Genomic DNA, 18,676 nt, shown 5'->3' with positions numbered 1-18,676 from the left:
CGCCGTGACCAACCATTCTTTCGACTCATTGGATTTCGCCCGTGCCGACCAGCCCGAGCCGACGGGCGACCCCAGGGAGGATCTCCTCGCCTGGTTGGCGTATCAGCGTCACGAGTTTCTGCGGAAGCTGCGCGACCTCAGCGTCGACCAGCTGGTGGAGTGGTCCGTGCCGCCAGTACAACTGTCTGTACTCGGCCTCGTGCGCCACATGCGGCAGATGGAGCACGTCCATCTCGTCTGGGGTCTGGGCGGCGGCGAGCAAACCGAATACTACGGTGAGGACGACTACGCCGGCGGTAGCGCCGCCACCTTCAAGGACGACCTGCAGGGCTATTTCGCCGAGGTGAGCCGAGCGGATGCTGCCATCGCGGCGCTGCCGACTTATGACGCTCCCGGTCTCGGACACGGTCGACCACTCGGCTACACGCTGATCAAGATCTTGCACGAATACACGCTGCACAGCGGTCAAGCGCACATGCTTCGGTTCGCCGCGCTCGGCGATCTCCGGCGTTGACTGGCGCCCTGGGTGATCAAGGGCGGCGCACTATGGCGTGACCCTTAGCGCGGTCGCGTGAAGCGTCCGCCGGCGGACGTCCGCAAGCGGATCCCTCAGTGCTTCAGTCGGACGCTCGTGGGGGCCGTGCACGGAATTTGTGACTATTAAGTGACTACAAGGGTGGTTTGCAATCGAAAGTCGCGGGCCTCGCAGGCGATGAAATCCCTGACGAGAAGTGGGAACGTGTTCGGTCGCGACATCGTGACTGCGGTTCCTCAGGAAGTCCGTCAACGCAACGACAAGCAGTAGCGCCTCAGGTCGCCAGAAAACGCACCTGATCAGGGCTTTCGCATCAGAGCGGATGACGGGAATCGAACCCGCGCTATCAGCTTGGGAAGCTGAAGATATCCAGTAGTGATTCACTGGGCTTCACCCAAGCTCACAAGCCCCGGAATCACGGGGAGGTGTGAACTCAGATGAACCAACGTGATGCCGAAATTGTGACTATTAAGTGACTACGAACCGTTCACGAACGTCTGGCCTCGACCCCGCTGATCCTTTTCATCCGTGCAAGAAGTCGTGACGGGGTGGCCGAGCCTCGTCTTCGAGGTAGAGCCGCACGACCGGACCCGCTGCCGTCGCCGATTGGGCCGGCAACGTCACATCAAGCGACTCAGCGGATCGCTGCCAAGCAACGTCTTCGGCAGAACCGAGGACTCGAACCTCCCGGATTCCTCGGTTAAGGAGCCCGGCGCCGCTTCCAAACGATCGGATTCTGGCGATTCCGTCCAGCGGATATGCAAGCAATGTCGCGTACACGTAGTCGCCGGTGACGTGGGTCCGTGTCGTGAAGCGGATATCCGCGGCGGTGTATTCGGGCGAGGAGCTGTCGACGAACGAGCCGGCGGTGACCTCCGTCGGGCCCTCCCCGGGAATGATCCACGGCCGACTGCCGTAGATGGCCTCGCCGTTCCGGGTCAGCCATTCGCCGATGGATTGGAGAAGTCGACGTTCCTCCTCCGGGATGGTGCCGTCCGGCTTCGGGCCGACGTTCAGCAGGAGCACGCCGTTCTTCGACACGGTGTCGGCCAGCTCGGCAATCAGTTCGTGGGCGCCCTTGTAGTCGTGTCCCTCGACCCAGCTCCAGGAGGTGCGCGACACCGAGGTGTCGTTCTGCCACACGACATCGCGGATGCCGCCCATGGCGCCGCGTTCGATGTCGTAGACGGCGCTTCCGGGCGCGAAGGAGTCCCACTTGAAGTTGATGACGACCTCACGGCCCCACTCGGCGGCCCGGTTGTAGTAGTACGCCGCGAAGCGACGCAGATACGGCTCAAAGGCGGCCGACTCGATCCACCAATCGAAGTAGAAGATCTGCGGTCGGTACTTGTCGACGATTTCGACGCATCTCAGAAGCCAGTCCTCGAGGAAGCGCTCATTCGGCGCGATCTCTTCACGCTGGGCCGGACCGTAGAAGTCTGCGTAGGCGGGATCGCGAACGTCGGAGTCGAACCGGCTCCCCCCGTTCATGAAGAACCAGTGCTCTGCGCGATGACTCGACGCGCCGACAACCATCCACGCATGATCGACCGCGTCGCCGAGCTTACGGAAGATGTCCTGGCGTGGGCCCATGTTCGTCACGCTCCACCGCGAACGATGGGTGTCGTATAGGGCGAATCCGTCGTGATGCTCAGCCACCGGAACTACGAACTGCGCGCCGGCCTCCTTGAACAGGGCGGCCCAGTCGTCGGGCTGGAACTTGTCCATGGTGAAGCTCGGGATGAAGTCCTTGTAGCCGAACGCGTTCTGCGGTCCGTATGTCTTGACGTGATGCTCGAATGCCTTCGTCCCTTCGAGGTACATGGAGCGGGAATACCACTCGTCGCCAAAGGCGGGAACGGAGAAGACCCCCCAGTGGAGGAAGATCCCGAACTTCCCGTCCTGGTACCACAGCGGTGCCCGGTAGCCCTGAAGCGACTCCCAGGTCGAGTCGAAAGGTCCCGCGTCGATGACCTGCTTCACGCCGGCCAAGGCTGCGGTGTTATCAGAAACGTCGACCGGATCGGGGAGGTCGTCAGGGTTGATCAAGGGCAACGTCATTGTGGATCCTTCTCGCGGCCATCATCGAAATCGAGGTCGTGTCGACCAGAAGTCGACCTGGATGGCAGTTGACAGCATGGGCGCTCTGCGGAACAGTGTATCCGTACTTGGAGCGCTCCAAGAAATGACCGTTCAAAGGAGAATGGATTCCCATGCTGACTAGACCGAAACATCAGCGAGGCCTGCTCGCGCTCCTCGCCGCCGCGGTCCTCGCGGTGACGGTACAAGGCAACGCCGGGGTGGCAAACGCCGCGGGATCAGATCATTTCGTTGATTGCTCCGCGAGCGCGAATGGCCTGGGGACTCAGGCGAGTCCGTGGAATTCCCTTGCACCGGTGAATTCCATGCAGTTCGGGCCGGGCGAGCGCGTCCTGTTCAAGGCGGGAACGACCTGCGTTGGTCAGCTCACACCCTCCGGGTCGGGGGCGGCAGGCAGCCCCGCCGTCATCACGAGCTATGGATCTGGCGCCAAGCCGGTCATCGACGGCAACGGCGTGGTGGGTGCGGTGATCAAGCTCCTGAATGTCCAGCAGTGGGAGCTTTCGGGTCTCGAGGTTCGCAATGCCGCGGCTTCTCCCGCGTTCAGGTCGGGAGTCCTCGTCGAGAATTCGTCGGGGACGACGCTCTCCGGCATTTCCATCACCAACATGACGGTTCGCAATATCTCTGGATGGTCGGGCGGCTGGTATTCGTCGAACGCGGGAGTCGGTATCCAGACCGACCACACCACGCCCATCTCCACCTGGAACGACATCACGATCGCCAACAACACCTTCGACCACGTCGACCGCATCGCGATTGCTGTCACACCAGAAGGCAACGGTGACGGCGTTGGGCAGACCACGAACGTTCGCATCCTGAACAACAACATCCGGTACTCGGGTGGCGACGATATCCTGGTGGTCCACGGCGCCGGCGCGCTCATCGACGGCAACGATGCGGCGTATGGCGGGTCCAAAGCAACGACCGGATGCCCACCGTCGGGAAATATCTGCAATACGGCAGCAGCTTCGATCTGGGTGGCAGGCAGCGACGACACGACGATCCAGAACAACACCGTGGCATGCACAATTAACAAGCAGGACGGTATGGCGTTCGACGTTGACTGGGGCAACCACAATACGACGATCCAGTACAACTACTCGCGCAACAACTCGGGCGGTTTTCTGATGATGATGCCGAAGATCTCGGGCTGGACCGAAGAGCCCCGCTCTGCACTGGCGAGCGATGGAACGGTCGTCCGGTACAACGTGAGCGAAGACGACACGAACACGGCCGGCTGCCCGAACCACACTACCTTCAACCGAGCTCACAATGTGTTCGACTTTTCCGGGCCTATTCCCAACCGGCCTGGCTCAGCGGCGCCACTTCCCGACATCTACAACAACACGATTTACATCTCTTCCGGACAGCCGACGTCGGTGGTTGGAACGCGATCCGGCACCACGCAGTCCGGTTCCTACAAGTTCCGAAACAATCTGGTGCTGAACTTCGGATCCAAGGGCTACCTCCAGACGACTGGTTCCGTCTTCGCCAACAACCTGCTGTATGGGCCGCGCAACTTCAATGAGCCGACGACGGGGACGATCTACCTGTCGCCACAGGTGGTCGGTCCGCTGCAGTCCGCGACCCAGGCCTCGGTCGGTGCGGCGGCCTATCAGCCGCGCGAATCGTCGCCGGCCTTGGGCGCTGGTGCGCCCATTGCCTCCAACGGCGGCCGGGATTTCGCCGGCAACCCGATTGCGGCGGTCCCCAGTATCGGTGCCTATGAGACCGCCACCACGAATCTGGTTCCGAATGGCAGCTTTGATTCGGGGGCCCTTGCGCCCTGGACGCTCAGTGGGTCAGGATCGTCGCTGACGACCAGTACGCGGTTCAACGGCACCTCTGCCGTGCAGACCGGGAACGCGAACAGCGGAGTCGAGAACGTCGTCAGCGGGCTCACTCCGTCGACCACGTACCTCCTCTCGGCATGGGTCAAGGTGGGTGTCGTCGGCGAGCAGCTCGCGATCGGGGTCAAGAACTACGGCGGAACGGAGACCTACAGTAAATCGACCGACTCTGCGTGGGCGCTCAATACGGTGGCGTTCACGACCGGATCCACCAACACGACCGCGACGGTCTACTGCTACAAGAACGCCGGGACCGGCCCGGGCTTCTGCGACGACTTCAGCATCGTCAAGTTGACGAACCCCGCGAGCCTGGTGGCGAACGGGGGCTTCGAGACGGGTTCCCGATCACCCTGGGGCCTGTCCTCGCCGGTCGCCGTCAGTGTGACGGCGTCAGCTGCCCACAGTGGGTCGTTCGGGCTCACAACCGGAGCGGCGAACAGTGGGGTGCAGCAGACGATCAGCGGACTCCAGCCCGGCACGACCTACGTCCTCACCGGGTGGCTCCATGCCGCGTTGGGCGAGCAGATCGCCCTCGGCGTCAAGTCCTTCGGTGCCGCCGAGTCGTTCCATCAGGTGGCCGGGGCGGCATACGCCCCCGCCGCGGTGGTGTTCACCACGGGCACTGCCAGCACACAGGCGACCGTCTACTGCTATAAGAACACTGGATCAGCTGCGGGGGCGTGCGATGACCTCGCCGTGACGGCCGTGGGCTAGGTCATCCCCTCACGGTGGTCGTGTCGGCAACTCACCGACACGGCCACCTTCCGCGCGCGGCTCGTGTGTTTGGTACGCTCCAAATGAGGTGCCGCGAGGGGCCCTCCGCGCGGTGGGCTGAGGATCGAAGGATGCAATGGGTCGGCAAGTAACACTCGAAGACGTCGCCGCCGAGGCGCAGGTCTCGAAGAGCAGCGTTTCGAACGTGATCCGGAACCATCCGCACGTTCGGGAGTCAATGCGCCAGCGCGTCAACGCTGCGATCGAAAAGCTTGGCTACCGGCCGCAGGCAATCGGTCAGAACCTCGTTTCGGGGCGGACGGGTCTTGTGAGTCTTGCGATCCCCAATTTTGCGCAGCCCTACTTCGCCGAGTTGGCGCGAGCTGCGGTGGCCGCAGCAGGCGACGTGGGGATGCGTCTGATCGTTCAGCAGACCGACAACCTGTTGGAGCGCGAACGAGAAGCTGCAGACTCGTGGAACCTGGGCTCTGCCGACGGTCTCATCTTCAGCCCCTCGGTGATCGAGGACGAGGAGATCGAGTTGAGGCGTGGTCGCGCCCCGCTCGTTCTGTTGGGCGAGCGATCGAAGTTGTCGTCCGTCGATCGCGTCGGGATTGATTCAGTGGCGATCTCGCATGCTGCCACCAAGCACCTGTTGGATCAGGGTCGCTCGCGACTGGTGATGATCGGCGACAAGACGTTCGGTGACCCGTTTGTAGTCTCGGAGCGTGAGGCGGGTTTCCACCGGGCACTAGAGGAGGCCGGCTTGCGCGAAGCCGGGCCCGTTGGAGGGGTTCGAGATTGGACTCGCGAAGACGGAGCTCGCTCTGTCGATGAGTTCCTCGACGCGGGCCTCGAGTTCGACGGGCTTTTCTGCGCGAACGACTTGCTCGCTCTGGGGGCGATGTCGGGGCTTCGGCGCCGCGGGCTGAGGGTGCCGGAGGACGTCGCGGTGATCGGAATCGACGACATTGAAGATGGCCGATTTGCCTCACCTACGCTGTCGACCATGTTCATCGACAAGGAGTGGATGGCGCGTGAGGCTGTCCGACTTCTTGCCAAGCAACTCGCCGACCCAGACTCGCCGCCGGAGCAACTCACCGTTCCGTTCCACCTCGTCGCGCGCGAATCAACCAGATTGTCCCGCTGACTTGACAAAACGATCAGGGGTGCGCATCCTGTAGCTTACGCGCATTTGGAGCGCTACAAATTCTCAATGGAGAGGACGCCATGAATCACAGCACCAGCCACGCTCGCGGGGCTATTGCTCCTGCTAGGGGCACCCGAGTACGCCGGAGGCACCTCGTTGCGGTGGCTGTGCTCGCCGCAGCCACCCTTCTTGTCGCGGGCTGCGCGCCGACCAGCGGCAGCACAGAAGACGGAAAGACCGTCCTGAAGGTTTATGGCTGGAAGGGCGGGGACGCTGAGCCAGCGAACGTGAAAGAGATCAACGCCACCTTCGAAAAGGCGAACCCGGACATCACGCTCGAGTACGAATTCATCCCGTCAGCCGGATATCCGCAGCGGGTGCAGTCGGAGCTTCTCGCTGGCAACACCGCCGATGTCCTCATGACCGACTCGGCCAAGGTTCAGGACTGGGGATCGTCTGGATACCTTGAGGACTTGTCTTCCCAGCCTTGGGTGAGCGGTGTGCGCAAGGAGATCAAGCCGTTCATTGAGAACGACGGCAAGACGTATGCGCTGCCGATGGAGGTGATTGGCATCTCGCTCTTCGCCAACAACACCCTCCTTCAGGAGGCAGGGATCGAGGAGATCCCGGTGACGTGGCCCGAGTTCGAGGCGGACCTCCAGAAGTTGAAGGACGCCGGCATCACGCCGCTGTCTTTGCCCAACAAGGGTGGGTGGACGGGGGACGCGGTGATCAATGCCATTGCTGCCACCCTGGTCTATCAGGACAATCCGTCGTTCGACGCGGACTTCGTTGAAGGAAAGGCGTCGTTCTCTTCGTGGGAGTCGTCGCTGGAGCAGATGATGGATCTGCAGTCGAAGGGGTTCGTCGACTTCAAGAGCGAGCTCGGTATCGATGAGTGGAGCACTGGCATCTCGGACTTCCAGGCGGGCAAGAGCGCCTTCTACGTGCAGGGTGCGTGGAACCAGTCGACGTTCACGGCGGCCGGACTGGACGACTCGTTCATCCCGTGGCCGGCCACCGACCAGGACGATTCGAACGCGAACCTGTTCGTGGGCACGATGTTCAGCGTCAACGCGAAGTCGAGTGTCAAGACGGCCGCAGAGAAGTACGTCGAGTTCTGGTCTGAGAATGAGAACGCGTCGCTCTACCTTCAGGCGGAGAACGCAGTGTCGCCCTTCACCAACGGCGACAGCCCCTCCTCAGCCGCGACAACGGAGTTCGTCGAAGCGGTCAACGACGGAAGGTACCGCATCCTTCCTTCTAACACGTGGTTCAGCGCTGCGGGCGAGAAGACACTGCAGGAGCAGATCCAGGCCCTGTGGCTCGGTCAGCAGAGTATCGATCAGACGATCAAGAACCTCGACGAGAAGCTCAAGCCCACGAAGTGAGCAACGGCGGGGGCCGAGCGCCATCCAGCTCGGCCCCTGCCGTTCAGTTTGATTGAAGGAAATCCGATGATCCACCGCAAACCGCTCATAGCCGTCGCCTTCATGGCTCCGGCCGTGGCCATGTACCTCGCCATAATCGTGTACCCGCTGGCGCAAGGGCTCGTCTTGAGCGGCACGGACAGCAAGATCGGCAATCCCGGCGCCTTCGTCGGGGTATCCAACTACGTCGCGCTGGCAAGCGACAGCGACGTAATGCGAGCACTGGGCATCACGGTGGCGTACGCCGTCGTCGTGGTCATCGTGCAGAACGCGGTCGGCCTGAGCCTCGCCAGGGCTCTGTATATACGGCCCCGTGTCCGTCAACTGGGCAGCACGCTCATTCTCGTCCCAACCCTGATGTCGGCAGTGATGGCGGCGTTCGTCTGGAACTCGCTTCTTGCACCAGACGGAGCGATCAATTCCCTGCTTGAGTCGCTGGGTTTGAGCTCGCTTGCGCACGTGTGGCTCGGCGATCCCTCCACTGCGCTCTGGGCGATCGCGCTGGTCAACATCTGGATGTTCTCGGGCTATTCAGCCGCCATCTTCCTGGCCGGGTACATGAATATGTCGAGTGAACTCCTCGACGCGTCGAGTGTGGATGGCGCAGCAGGCTGGCGCAGATTCGTCTCAATCGAGTGGCCCCTTCTGGCCCCGGCGACGACCGTGGCTGTGACCCTGTCGCTGATCGGGTCCCTCAAAGTCTTCGAGCTGCCCTTCGTGATGACGAATGGTGGACCAGCAGGCTCGACCACGACCCTCACCATGCTGATCTTCGCCAAGATCTTCGGAGGACAGGGGAGCTTTGCGTACGGCGCGACCATCGCCGTCCTGCTTCTCGTGGTTGTCGTGCTCTTTGCCGGAGTGACCCAATCACTTCTTCGACGTCGCGAGGAGCGAATCTGACATGGCGAACACAACAATCAGCGAACCTGACATGGCGAACACAACAATCAGCGAATCCGACATGGCGAACACAACAATCAAGGCAGCCCCTACGGCGTTTCGAGCGCAACGTCGAGCTGGCGGACGACGAGTACGTCGGGGACCCTTATCGCGGATCGGCGACGTGATCCTGGCCATCACGGTGATTCTGATCTCTGCGCCGTTCGCCTACACGGTGGTGACGTCGTTGCGCCCCGCTTCGGACGTGATCAACGATCCGCTTGGCTGGCCGACGAGCCTGACGGTCGACAACATCGCCAACGCCTATTCGAAGATGAACTACACGCAGGGATTGCTCAGTTCGACGATCGTCCTGGCCGGCACAATGATCTTGACCATCGTCGTCGGATCGCTTGCCGCCTACCCGCTCGCCCGTATCAGCCGATCGTGGACGACCTGGGTGTACCGCATCTTCATTGCGGGCTCGACAGTGCCGATCTTCGTTCTGATCGCTCCGCTATACCTCTTTCTTCGAGACCTTGGTCTGCTGAACAGCTACGCAGGAGTTATCCTCACCTACACCGCCATCAACCTTCCGGTCGCGATCTTCTTCTACACGTCGTTCTTCCGACAGATTCCGATCGAGCTCGAGGAGGCGGCCGCGATCGACGGATCGGGACCCGTTCGCACGTTCTTCGTTGTGCTCTTCCCGCTGCTTCGACCGGTGACGGCGACGCTTGCGACGTTCCTGACTCTCAGCGTCTGGAACGACCTGATCGTGCCGCTGGTCTTCGTCCAGGATCCGTCATTGAAAACGGTGATGGTGAATGCCTACTCGCTCGTTGGCAGTTACACCTTGGACCCGAGTTTGCTCTTCCCCGCCGCATTGCTCGGCGTCGCGCCACTGCTCATCGTCTTTGCCTTCTTGCAGCGGTACATCGTGAGCGGACTCACGATGGGTGCCGTGAAGTCCTGACAATGGCGAACAACAAATCACAACAGGCAACCGCTCTCCACTCCACGAACCCACGCCACGCCACGATCGAACGGCCCGACTTGCGCATCCGTGACCCGTACATCGTGGAGTACGACGACCGCTACCTGCTCTTCGGGACGACGGATCCGAGCCCCTGGCACGGACTCGTCGTTGCACTCATCCTGATCCCATTCGGATTCACCGTGCTCACGGCCTTCCGACCGGAGCGGATGTCGCGGCAAATATTCACCACCGATCCCACCGTGCTGTTCCCCGCAGCACTCCTCGGCGCGGCCCCGCTTCTCATCGTCTTCATGGTGTTCCAACGACACGTCGTCGCCGGCCTCACCATGGGCGCGGTCAAATCCTGAGCACCACCCAACCACCGAAAGGACAATGATGACCTTTACCAATACGCGTGACCGGAGATCCGGAGTGCGACGCATGCTCACGATGGTGGCTGCCGCCGCCATCGGACTCGGCGGCTCCGTGATCGCGGCGCAACCGGCCGCTGCGGTCGACACGGATTTCTACGTGGACTGCGCGGCGCCATCCAACGGCACGGGGACACAAGCCTCTCCCTGGAACGCACTCGCCGCAGTCAACGCACCGACGTTCGGACCCGGTGATCGCATTCTCTTCAAGTCAGGGACGACGTGTACAGGCCAGATCGAGCCGAAAGGATCGGGCGTGCCGGGGAATCCCATCGAAATGGGTGCGTATGGCACGGGCGCGAAACCAATCCTCACGGCGGCCGGCGCTACTGGGGCCGTTATCACACTGCGGAACGTGCAGCAGTGGGAGGTCTCGGGCCTTGAGCTCCGCAACCCCGCAGCAGCGCCCGACTACCGCTCGGGCATCCTGGCGATCAATTCCTCGGGCGGCGTGCTCCGGCACATCCAGATCACCGACATGACGATCAGCCAGATCAGCGGGTACTCGGGCGGATGGTACTCGAGGAACGCTGGTGTCGGGATCCAGACGGACCACACCACACCGGTATCGACTTTCGACGACATCGTCATCGCGGGCAACACGTTCGACAGGGTCGACCGCATCGCGATCGCCGTCACACCCGACCGGGACGGCGAGGGCACGGGGCTCACCACGGGAGTCAAGATCCGGAACAATGTCATCCGCTACTCGGGCGGCGACGACATCCTCGTGGTGAAGGGCCAAGGTGCTCTCATCGAGGGCAACGACGCCGCATACGGAGGAACCAAGTCGAACTGGGCCTGCCCGCCGTCCGGCCAGTATTGCAACGGGGCCTCCGCGAGCATTTGGATGGCCGGGAGCCTCGACACCGTCGTTCAGGGCAACAGCTCGGTCTGCCACGTCAACGAGTCAGACGGCCAGGCCTTCGACGTCGACTGGGGCAACCGCAACACGCTCATCCAGTACAACTACAGCCGCAACAACCGCGGCGGGTTCATCTTGATAATGCCGCCCATCAACGTGTCTGGAGAGCCGATGTCGCGCGTTCCATCCGACGGCACCGTCATCCGGTATAACATCAGCGAAGACGACACCCGCACGGATCCGTGCCCGGTGCAGCCTCGCTCGAACGGGCCGCGCGACGTCATCCACTTCGCCGGTAGCGTGCCCAACCGAGCTGGCAGCGCGAGCGCCCAACCCGACATCTACAACAACACGATCTACATTCCGCAGAATCGCGGGACGTACGTGATCGGCAGCCGGAGCGGCGTCAACACCAACGGTTCCTTCCTGTTCCGCAACAACCTCGTCGTGAACTACGGTACCGGTGGCTACGTGAACACGACTGGATCGACGTACGCGAACAACCTCCTCTACGGAACCGCCCATTCGACGGCGCCCACCGCGGGCACGATCACGGAGGATCCGCAGCTCACCGGTCCGCTCCCCACCGGAGCAACCGGAATGGCGGGCATCGAGGCGTTCCGACCCGTGGCGTCCTCGCCAGCGGCGCGTGCCGGCGTAACGATTGCGAACAACGGTGGTCGCGACCTGTTCGGTACGACGCTTCCGACCGCCGCACCGGGGATTGGCGCCTTCGAGGCGACCTTGCCGAACCCGATCCAGAACTCCGGCTTCGACTCCGGGTCGCTCGGGGCGTGGGCGACGTCAGGTTCGGGAACTACTTCCTCGGTCTCGTCGGTGTCGCCGGCTCGAGGCACCCATGCCGTGCAAACGGGCGCGGCGAACAGTGGCGTACAACAGACGGTGTCCGGGCTCGTGCCCGGTGCGACCTATCGCCTGACGGCCACCCTCAGAGTCCAGACCGCCGACGAACAGATCGCCCTCGGGGTCAAGAACTACGGTGGAACCGAGGCGTACGCGAAAACGACCAGCTCGGTGAACACGCCCATCGCCCTGACCTTCACCATGGGCGCTTCGTCCACAGCGGCGACCGTGTACTGCTACAAGAACAGCGGAACGGGCGCCGGGTACTGCGACGCGTTCAGCCTCGTGCGCGTGACGGCGCCGACCAATCTGGTCGCTAATGCTGGGTTCGAGACCGGAGTTCTCACGCCGTGGGCGGCCACCGGGTCGAACGCGTCGGCGACATCCGTCTCTGCGTCGGGTGCCTCATCCGGCTCCTTCGGCCTCGTCACCGGGGCATCGTCGAGCGGAGCGCAGCAGACCGTCGGAGGGCTTGCCCCGTCGACGACCTACGTCCTCACCGGGTGGCTGCGGGCGGCTGCAGGGGAATCGATCGCATTGGGTGTGAAGGGCGCCGGCGCCGCAGAGGCTTTCCGGAGTGTCTCGGGGGCGACGTACAGCCCGGCGAGTATCGCCTTCACCACCGGTAGCGCCAGCACGACCGCGACGATCTACTGCTACAAGAACAGCGGATCATCGACCGGCGCATGTGACGAGCTGACCCTCACCAAGCTCGGCTAGCTCGACAAGGGGGCGGCCACGAGAGTCGTGGCCGCCCCCGCGCTCAGCGGAGCCGCCGGAAAACAATAGGAAGATAACGTGCAGAGACTCGACGACATCCACATCCGCGACCCGTTCATCCTCCCCGTGCCGGAGGAGGACGCGTATTACCTCTTCGGTACCACTGATGAGACCGTGTGGGCGGGCCCTGGGGAGGGCTTCGATTGCTATCGGAGCACCGATCTCGTGGTCTGGTCCTCTGCGCATCCGGCGTTCCGCCCGCCAGCCGGCTTCTGGGCAACGGAACACTTCTGGGCTCCGGAAGTGCACCGCTGGCACGGGCGGTACGTCATGCTCGCGACATTCGCCGGCCACGGAGATAACGGGCGCCTGCGGAGAGGAACCCAGTCCCTCGTCGCCGATCACCCGGCTGGCCCGTATGTGCCGCTGAGCAAGGGCACTCTCACTCCGGCCGACTGGCTCTGTCTCGACGGAACGCTGTTCATCGACGCATTCGGCACCCCGTGGCTCGTCTTCTGCCGGGAATGGCTCGACGTGAACGACGGACAGATTCTCGCTCAGCGACTGAGCGAAGACCTCGCCTCCGTGGAGGGTTCCCCACGCCTCCTATTCGCGGCGTCGGAGGCGCCGTGGACTCGTCCGCTCGACTCGGACACCGGGTCCGACTACGTCACGGACGGCCCCTCGTTCCGTCGACTCAGGGATGGCGGCCTCGCCATGCTGTGGTCAAGCCGCAGCTCGAAAGGCTACGCGGTCGGCGTCGCCTACTCGAACAGCGGCGAGCTTTTCGGACCATGGGAACACGAATCGACACCGATCTGGGACCACGACGGCGGACACGCCATGACCTTCGACGCCGACGGTACCTCCTACCTCGTGCTGCACCGACCGAACGAGGCGCCACTCGAACGAGCCGTGCTGACTGAACTGGTGGAGGACGCCGATCCGGGCGCTCCACGGCTTCGCATCGGCGCGCACGACCCACTCACCGTCTGACGCCACCAGTGAAGGACCCGAAAGACACCATGAACTCCGCAACGACGCCGTCACCCGCCACTTCCGAGCCGAACTGGTCGGACCTCGATCGCCCGATTCCGCACTGGTTCGACGAAGCGAAACTGGGCATCTTCATCCACTGGGGCCCGTATTCGGTGCCGGCCTGGGCTGAGCCGATCGGTCCGCTCGGCACGATTGACGGACCGACCTGGTTCGCTCACAACCCGTACTCGGAGTGGTACGCGAACACGATCCGGATTGCCGACTCTCCCGCCGCGGTGCATCACCGCGACGCCCACCGGAACGCACCGTATGAGGACTTCCTCGACGACTGGAAGGGAGACCGGTTCGACCCCACTGACTGGGTCGACGTGTTCCGCCGAGCCGGCGCCGACTTCGTCGTCCCCGTGACGAAGCACCACGACGGTATCGCCCTCTGGGACGCGCCGGGGACACCCGAGCGCAACACGATCACCCGGGGACCAGGCCGCGACATCGTCGGCGAGCTCGCCGATGCCGTCCGAGCAGCGGGTCTCGAGTTCGGCGTGTACTACTCAGGGGGACTCGATTGGTCTGTCACGCCGCATCTCCCGCCCATCCGCGACCATCACGAGGTGCACTCGATCCGGCCACTTGACGACGCGTACCACCTGTATGCGTCCGGGCATGTGCGAGACCTCATCGATCGCTACCAGCCCTCGATGCTCTGGAACGACATCAACTGGCCGGACGCCGGAAAGCACCTGGGTGACGGGGGACTCTACGAGCTCTTCCACTATTACCGGTCCGTCGTGCCGCACGGTGTCGTCAACGATCGATGGGGTGTGCCGCATCATGACTTCCTCACGAGCGAGTACGCGTCCGACGCCGACAACGAGACAGGATCGTGGCAGCACACGCGAGGGCTGGGCTACTCGTTCGGGCACAACGAGTTGGAGGACGAACAGACGATGATGAGCGGTGCTGAGTTGTCGACGCTCTGGGTCGACATCGTCGCTCGCGGCGGGCAGCTCCTCCTCATGTCGGGCCAGACGCGGAAGGTCGCATACCGGATCTCCAACGCGCGGCGCTCGATGACTTCGGCTCGTGGCGATCGGCGCTCGACCGGCTGCCAGGCGGCGTCCGGGCGTGGGCAGATCCCAACGACGCCAGGGAGGCGACTGGCGAGCCCTGGACACGGTTCTGGAACCTAAATGACCGAGTCGTGGTTTTTTCTTCCGCAAGCGGAGCTCGCGACGTGCGCGTACCTGGCATCGGCACCGTGTCTCTCTGGTTCGACGACTCAGCCGTCGGACCAGCCTTCGCGATTGTGCCGAGAGAGGTTCGCTCGTAGCGACACCGGCTGGTGGCCGGCGCTGAGAGAGCCGGCCGGGCGCCGGCCTTTTGCTTGCCCGCCCGCGGGCATCCCGTCCGACTACTCCATGCTCGCGGCCCACGGCGGCCTGGCTCACCCCGGGGCCCGTGGCTCATCATCGACCGGTGCGCGCGAACGCGAGCGTGATGTGAGCCGGAGGAGGCAGATGTACGTGCGTCCTCGGTGCGCCAAAGGCCGCTCGCCGGAGTTGAGCCTGGTTTGCTCACCAAATCAAACCGAATCATTAACCGTGAGTAGAGCGTGACGCAGCGAGAACAAATCGAATCGACGGGGTCGATCTTCATCCAAAAATTGGCTTTGATCAGCGATTATTCACGAAGAGCGGATGACGGGAATCGAACCCGCGCTATCAGCTTGGGAAGCTGAAGATATCCAGTAGTAGTTCACTGCGTCTCACTCGGGCTCACGAGCCCCGGGATCACGGGGAAGTGTGAACTCGGGTGAACCAACGTGATGCCGAAATTGTGACTATTAAGTGACTACGAACCGTTCACGACCGTGTGGCCTCGACCCCGCTGATCGATTCGTGGCGTGGCTGGCGGAGCGCTCGGATGGATCACGTTGAATCGACGTAACTACCGGACGATGATCGCGGTCGTGCGAGCGGCGCTACATGGGGCGTCCCCTCACCGGGCAGAAATGCGGGCGAGTCATACGGGAATCGGACCACGGTCGGACGCCGCGGATTCGCAGTCCGGCTCGTGAACGAGCCGACCTTCCTCGTGACCGACCGGCTTTCGGGCAGTCGAGTGCGGGGTCTCGGTGGGTCGAATGTGGCTGATTAGTACAACCCGAGCTAGGGAGCTTCATTGTCCGCCGGTGGCACCAGTTACCTCTACCAAGGCGGACAAGGTGCCGGTGCTCGACCTGCATACCTATCGAACGGCGGTCGCCACGGGGTCCAGCAGGAACAGGCACGAGCTGGCTTCGTAATCGTTGATCTCAGCCGTGACGTTCAGATTCGTTCCCACACCGATCGTGTCGGGCGTGGTGCCGACGAACTTCAGATCGTTCGTCGTGTTCACGTCACGGAACTGGAAGGCGGGGCCGAGCGCCGTGGTTTCACTGAAGTCGCCGGCGCCGATGAGGATGTCGTACCTGGTGGTCGCGCCGTCGTGAGGGGCCAGCGCGCCGATGTGTCCCGGGAACGCGATCGTCTGACCGCGGTACACGTCCGCGAATGCCGCGATAGAAGGGTCGCAGTAGTCGGTGAGTGAGAGGAGGGCTCCCAGTTCAGCGTTGTTCTCAGGCGTGAGCACGACGTCTCCGGGATCCAGTGACGATTCCGACGCGCCCGGGGACGAGGATTCGCTCGGCGTGGCAGATGACTTGATCAGCGCCCCGCTTGAGGTCTCGCCGGGCGCAGCGTTCCGTTCCCCGATAATCCCGAAAATGATGATGACAGCAAGGACGATCGCGAGGACTGCGCCGCCGGTCGCCCAAAGGAGCCAACGCGTCTTCGGCATCGGACGCCGGAATGAGATTTCCGTCTGAAACTTTCCTGGGGTCTGGGACACGAGTTCCCATCCGTCGGCCTCCCACTTGGTCACCGTCCGCGACTCCATGCCGCGGATTGCCCGGGCCGTTTTCGTCTCGTAGGTGACCTCGGCGTCCGCCATAACATCTCCCAGCCTGTTTCGCGCCGGAACGGTACCGACCTCGCCGAGCCTACCGACCCGGCAGACCTCAGAATCGCGGTCGCACCTGACCCGATCAAGGATCGGCTGCCGGGCACACCGCGGAGCTGCGGCGCGCGAGCGCCTGTCGGCGTCAAGCTCGAGGAAGTCCAACCCGGTGCGGGTCGGGCGGATGCCGCTACTCCCGAAGAACGAGCGACTCTACCGCTCGACATCCACCAGTAAGAGCGCGGTGGGAATATGCCGCCAGCCCGGCCGTTGCGGGAGTCGTCCGCCCGACGGACGCCGCCCGCGTCACGCGCTGAGGGCCACCGCCTCGCCCGAGTCGGCAACGCTCGCTCGGACGGGCTCCGTGCGGAACGCCGGCTGCGTCCGCTGCGTTGGCTGCGTCGGGGCTCCCTCGGCGGAGCGGAAGCGTCGCTGGTATTGGGATGGGGAGATGCCGAGCCGGGCGACGAAGGCACGACGCAGCGACTCGGCGCTCGAGAGGCCCGCGTCGATCGCCGTCTGGGCGACCGAGGCGCCTGCCTCGAGCCGGCAGCGGGCGAGGTCGAATCGGAGCTCGGCGAGGTATTCGGCGGGCGAGGCGTCGAGCTCTTCGCGGAAGAGCCGTGTGAGGTGGCGCACGCTCACGTTCGCGTGCCGCGCGAGGTCGGTGACGGTGTGCGTCGCGGCAGGGTCGGCCTCGAGCAGGTCGGTCACCCGGCGCACGACGCTCTCCTGCGGGGCTCGCGCCCGCAGCGGCGTCGAGAACTGCGACTGGCCGCCCGAGCGCTGCAGGTAGACGAGCAGGCCCTGGGCCACTCGCCGGGCGACATCGGGTCCGTGATCGTCTTCGACGAGTGCGAGCGCAAGGTCGATGCCCGCGGCCACCCCGGCCGACGTTGCGACGTGCCCATCGCGCACGAAGATGCGGTCGGCCTGCACGTCGATACGCGGGTAGCGGCGCGCGAGGTCGGCGGCGAACTTCCAGTGCGTCGTCGCGCTCCGGCCGTCGAGCACGCCGAGGGCGGCGAGCACGAACGCGCCGCTGCAGATCGAGACGACGCGTCGACTGCGAGCCGCGAGCGCCGCCGCCGCGACGAGCAGCTCACCGCGTGCGAAGACCGAGGGCGGCTGCTCGCTACCCGGCACGACGAGCGTGTCGAGGTCGGCCACGTCCGCGGCCGACGCGTGTACCGAGACCCGGCCGCCGAGCGAGGTCGTCACGTCCTCGCCGGTCGGCGAGAGCAGGACGACCTGGTAGTCGTCGACGGTCTGGTTGGCCTCGACGAACACCTCGGCCGGACCGACGTAGTCGAGCGCCTTGACGCCGTTGAAGAGCAGGAACCCGATGCGGCGGGATCGACCCGACCGGGTCGGCGTGGGAAGCGCTGCCATGGGCACCATCATTCTGGAATGATCGCTCCAGCAAAAGTCGAACCAGAGAAGCGCCGGTCGCAGCGGCGATTCGTTTTCCTCAGTTCGCACGAGCAACGGGCTCGCCGGGCGAGGCGGATACGCTGGTCGGATGGCACGGCCTCGCCAGTTCGATGACGCCTCCTTGCGCGCCGCCGCGATGGAGGAGTTCTGGTCGCGCGGTTTCGAGGGCGCCTCGGTCGGTGACATCGCCGCCGCCAGCGGTATCGGCAACGGAAGCCTGTACGCCGCCTATGGCAGCAAGCTCGGGCTCTTCCTGCTCGTGCTCGAGGCATACTGCCGCACCCGGATCGACCTCGTGCGCAGCGCCATGGCCACCGAGGGGTCCGCGGGTGCCGCCATCCGGGCGCTGCTCGATGCGATCATCGACGATTGCGCCGCCCAGCCGGGGCGGCGCGGATGCCTCATGCTGAACAGCATCGCCGAGTTCGGCGAACGCAATACCGAGGTGCTGGAGCTCTGCCAGGCGACGACGCGCGACATGGAGGCCGAGATCGAGCGGCGTCTCGCCGCGGAAGTCGGCACGGGTACGGGCGACATCGGGCCGGCTTACGTGCTCGCCGCCGAAATCCTGCTCGTCTCGCAGGGCCTCATTCAGGCGAGCCGCCTGCACGCGCCAGCGACCGAGCTGCGGGAGATCGCCCGCGCGTACGCCGACCGGCTCGGGCTCGACTGAGCGTCTCGCATTCGGAGCTGTCCCGATTCGAGGGATAGTCGGCCGCTGGA

14 protein-coding genes are annotated in these 18,676 nt (G+C 63.9%); 11 read left to right on the top strand and 3 right to left on the bottom strand.

Annotation, left to right across the window (positions count from 1 at the left end):
• Positions 1-4 precede the first annotated feature (4 nt).
• A complete protein-coding gene (locus tag QFZ29_RS17140) occupies positions 5-514 on the top strand; it encodes a mycothiol transferase (protein WP_306895355.1) in 510 nt (169 codons plus the stop codon).
• Between the two features lie 543 nt (positions 515-1,057).
• On the opposite strand, the gene QFZ29_RS17135 is transcribed toward QFZ29_RS17140, so the two are convergent.
• The gene (locus QFZ29_RS17135; RefSeq protein ID WP_306895353.1) at positions 1,058-2,596 is read right to left on the bottom strand and encodes an alpha-L-fucosidase; all 1,539 of its coding nucleotides are present in this window, start codon (positions 2,594-2,596) and stop codon (positions 1,058-1,060) included.
• A gap of 152 nt (positions 2,597-2,748) precedes the next feature.
• On the opposite strand from QFZ29_RS17135, the gene QFZ29_RS17130 reads away from it, so the two are divergent.
• The 9 genes from QFZ29_RS17130 (at position 2,749) to QFZ29_RS17090 (ending at position 14,712) form a co-directional block, all read left to right on the top strand.
• Positions 2,749-5,202 carry a carbohydrate binding domain-containing protein gene (locus QFZ29_RS17130; RefSeq protein WP_306895350.1) on the top strand — a complete coding sequence of 818 codons (2,454 nt, stop codon included), beginning with the start codon at positions 2,749-2,751 and terminating at the stop codon, positions 5,200-5,202.
• 136 nt (positions 5,203-5,338) lie between these two features.
• On the top strand, positions 5,339-6,352 hold the full coding sequence (locus QFZ29_RS17125; protein ID WP_306895348.1) for a LacI family DNA-binding transcriptional regulator: 1,014 nt from the start codon (positions 5,339-5,341) through the stop codon (positions 6,350-6,352).
• Between the two features lie 161 nt (positions 6,353-6,513).
• On the top strand, positions 6,514-7,743 hold the full coding sequence (locus tag QFZ29_RS17120; protein WP_306895346.1) for an ABC transporter substrate-binding protein: 1,230 nt from the start codon (positions 6,514-6,516) through the stop codon (positions 7,741-7,743).
• A gap of 66 nt (positions 7,744-7,809) precedes the next feature.
• Positions 7,810-8,685 carry a carbohydrate ABC transporter permease gene (locus QFZ29_RS17115; RefSeq protein ID WP_306895344.1) on the top strand — a complete coding sequence of 292 codons (876 nt, stop codon included), beginning with the start codon at positions 7,810-7,812 and terminating at the stop codon, positions 8,683-8,685.
• 1 nt (position 8,686) lies between these two features.
• On the top strand, positions 8,687-9,640 hold the full coding sequence (locus QFZ29_RS17110; RefSeq protein ID WP_306895342.1) for a carbohydrate ABC transporter permease: 954 nt from the start codon (positions 8,687-8,689) through the stop codon (positions 9,638-9,640).
• A gap of 80 nt (positions 9,641-9,720) precedes the next feature.
• The gene (locus QFZ29_RS17105) at positions 9,721-10,011 is read left to right on the top strand and encodes a hypothetical protein (protein WP_306895341.1); all 291 of its coding nucleotides are present in this window, start codon (positions 9,721-9,723) and stop codon (positions 10,009-10,011) included.
• A 418-nt stretch (positions 10,012-10,429) separates the two neighbouring features.
• Entirely contained in the window at positions 10,430-12,523 is a 2,094-nt protein-coding gene (locus QFZ29_RS17100) for a carbohydrate binding domain-containing protein (RefSeq protein ID WP_306895339.1), read from the top strand.
• 78 nt (positions 12,524-12,601) lie between these two features.
• On the top strand, positions 12,602-13,519 hold the full coding sequence (locus QFZ29_RS17095; RefSeq protein WP_306895338.1) for a glycoside hydrolase family 43 protein: 918 nt from the start codon (positions 12,602-12,604) through the stop codon (positions 13,517-13,519).
• A gap of 29 nt (positions 13,520-13,548) precedes the next feature.
• Positions 13,549-14,712 carry an alpha-L-fucosidase gene (locus QFZ29_RS17090; RefSeq protein ID WP_306895336.1) on the top strand — a complete coding sequence of 388 codons (1,164 nt, stop codon included), beginning with the start codon at positions 13,549-13,551 and terminating at the stop codon, positions 14,710-14,712.
• A gap of 1,057 nt (positions 14,713-15,769) precedes the next feature.
• Here QFZ29_RS17090 and QFZ29_RS17085 read toward each other — a convergent pair.
• Both QFZ29_RS17085 and QFZ29_RS17080 read right to left on the bottom strand, forming a co-directional pair.
• The gene (locus QFZ29_RS17085) at positions 15,770-16,684 is read right to left on the bottom strand and encodes a DUF4839 domain-containing protein (protein ID WP_306895334.1); all 915 of its coding nucleotides are present in this window, start codon (positions 16,682-16,684) and stop codon (positions 15,770-15,772) included.
• A 141-nt stretch (positions 16,685-16,825) separates the two neighbouring features.
• Positions 16,826-17,911 carry a GlxA family transcriptional regulator gene (locus QFZ29_RS17080; protein WP_306895331.1) on the bottom strand — a complete coding sequence of 362 codons (1,086 nt, stop codon included), beginning with the start codon at positions 17,909-17,911 and terminating at the stop codon, positions 16,826-16,828.
• A gap of 130 nt (positions 17,912-18,041) precedes the next feature.
• On the opposite strand from QFZ29_RS17080, the gene QFZ29_RS17075 reads away from it, so the two are divergent.
• Complete coding sequence (locus tag QFZ29_RS17075) at positions 18,042-18,626, top strand: TetR/AcrR family transcriptional regulator (RefSeq protein ID WP_306895329.1); 585 nt, start codon at positions 18,042-18,044, stop codon at positions 18,624-18,626.
• The last annotated feature ends 50 nt before the right edge of the window (positions 18,627-18,676 follow it).

Origin of the sequence: Agromyces albus (genome assembly GCF_030815405.1) — a bacterium.
In the GTDB taxonomy this organism is placed as follows: Bacteria; Actinomycetota; Actinomycetes; order Actinomycetales; family Microbacteriaceae; genus Agromyces; species Agromyces albus_A.
The sequence above is the reverse complement of the archived record's forward strand: the minus strand, read 5'-3'. Positions and strand labels throughout refer to the sequence as shown.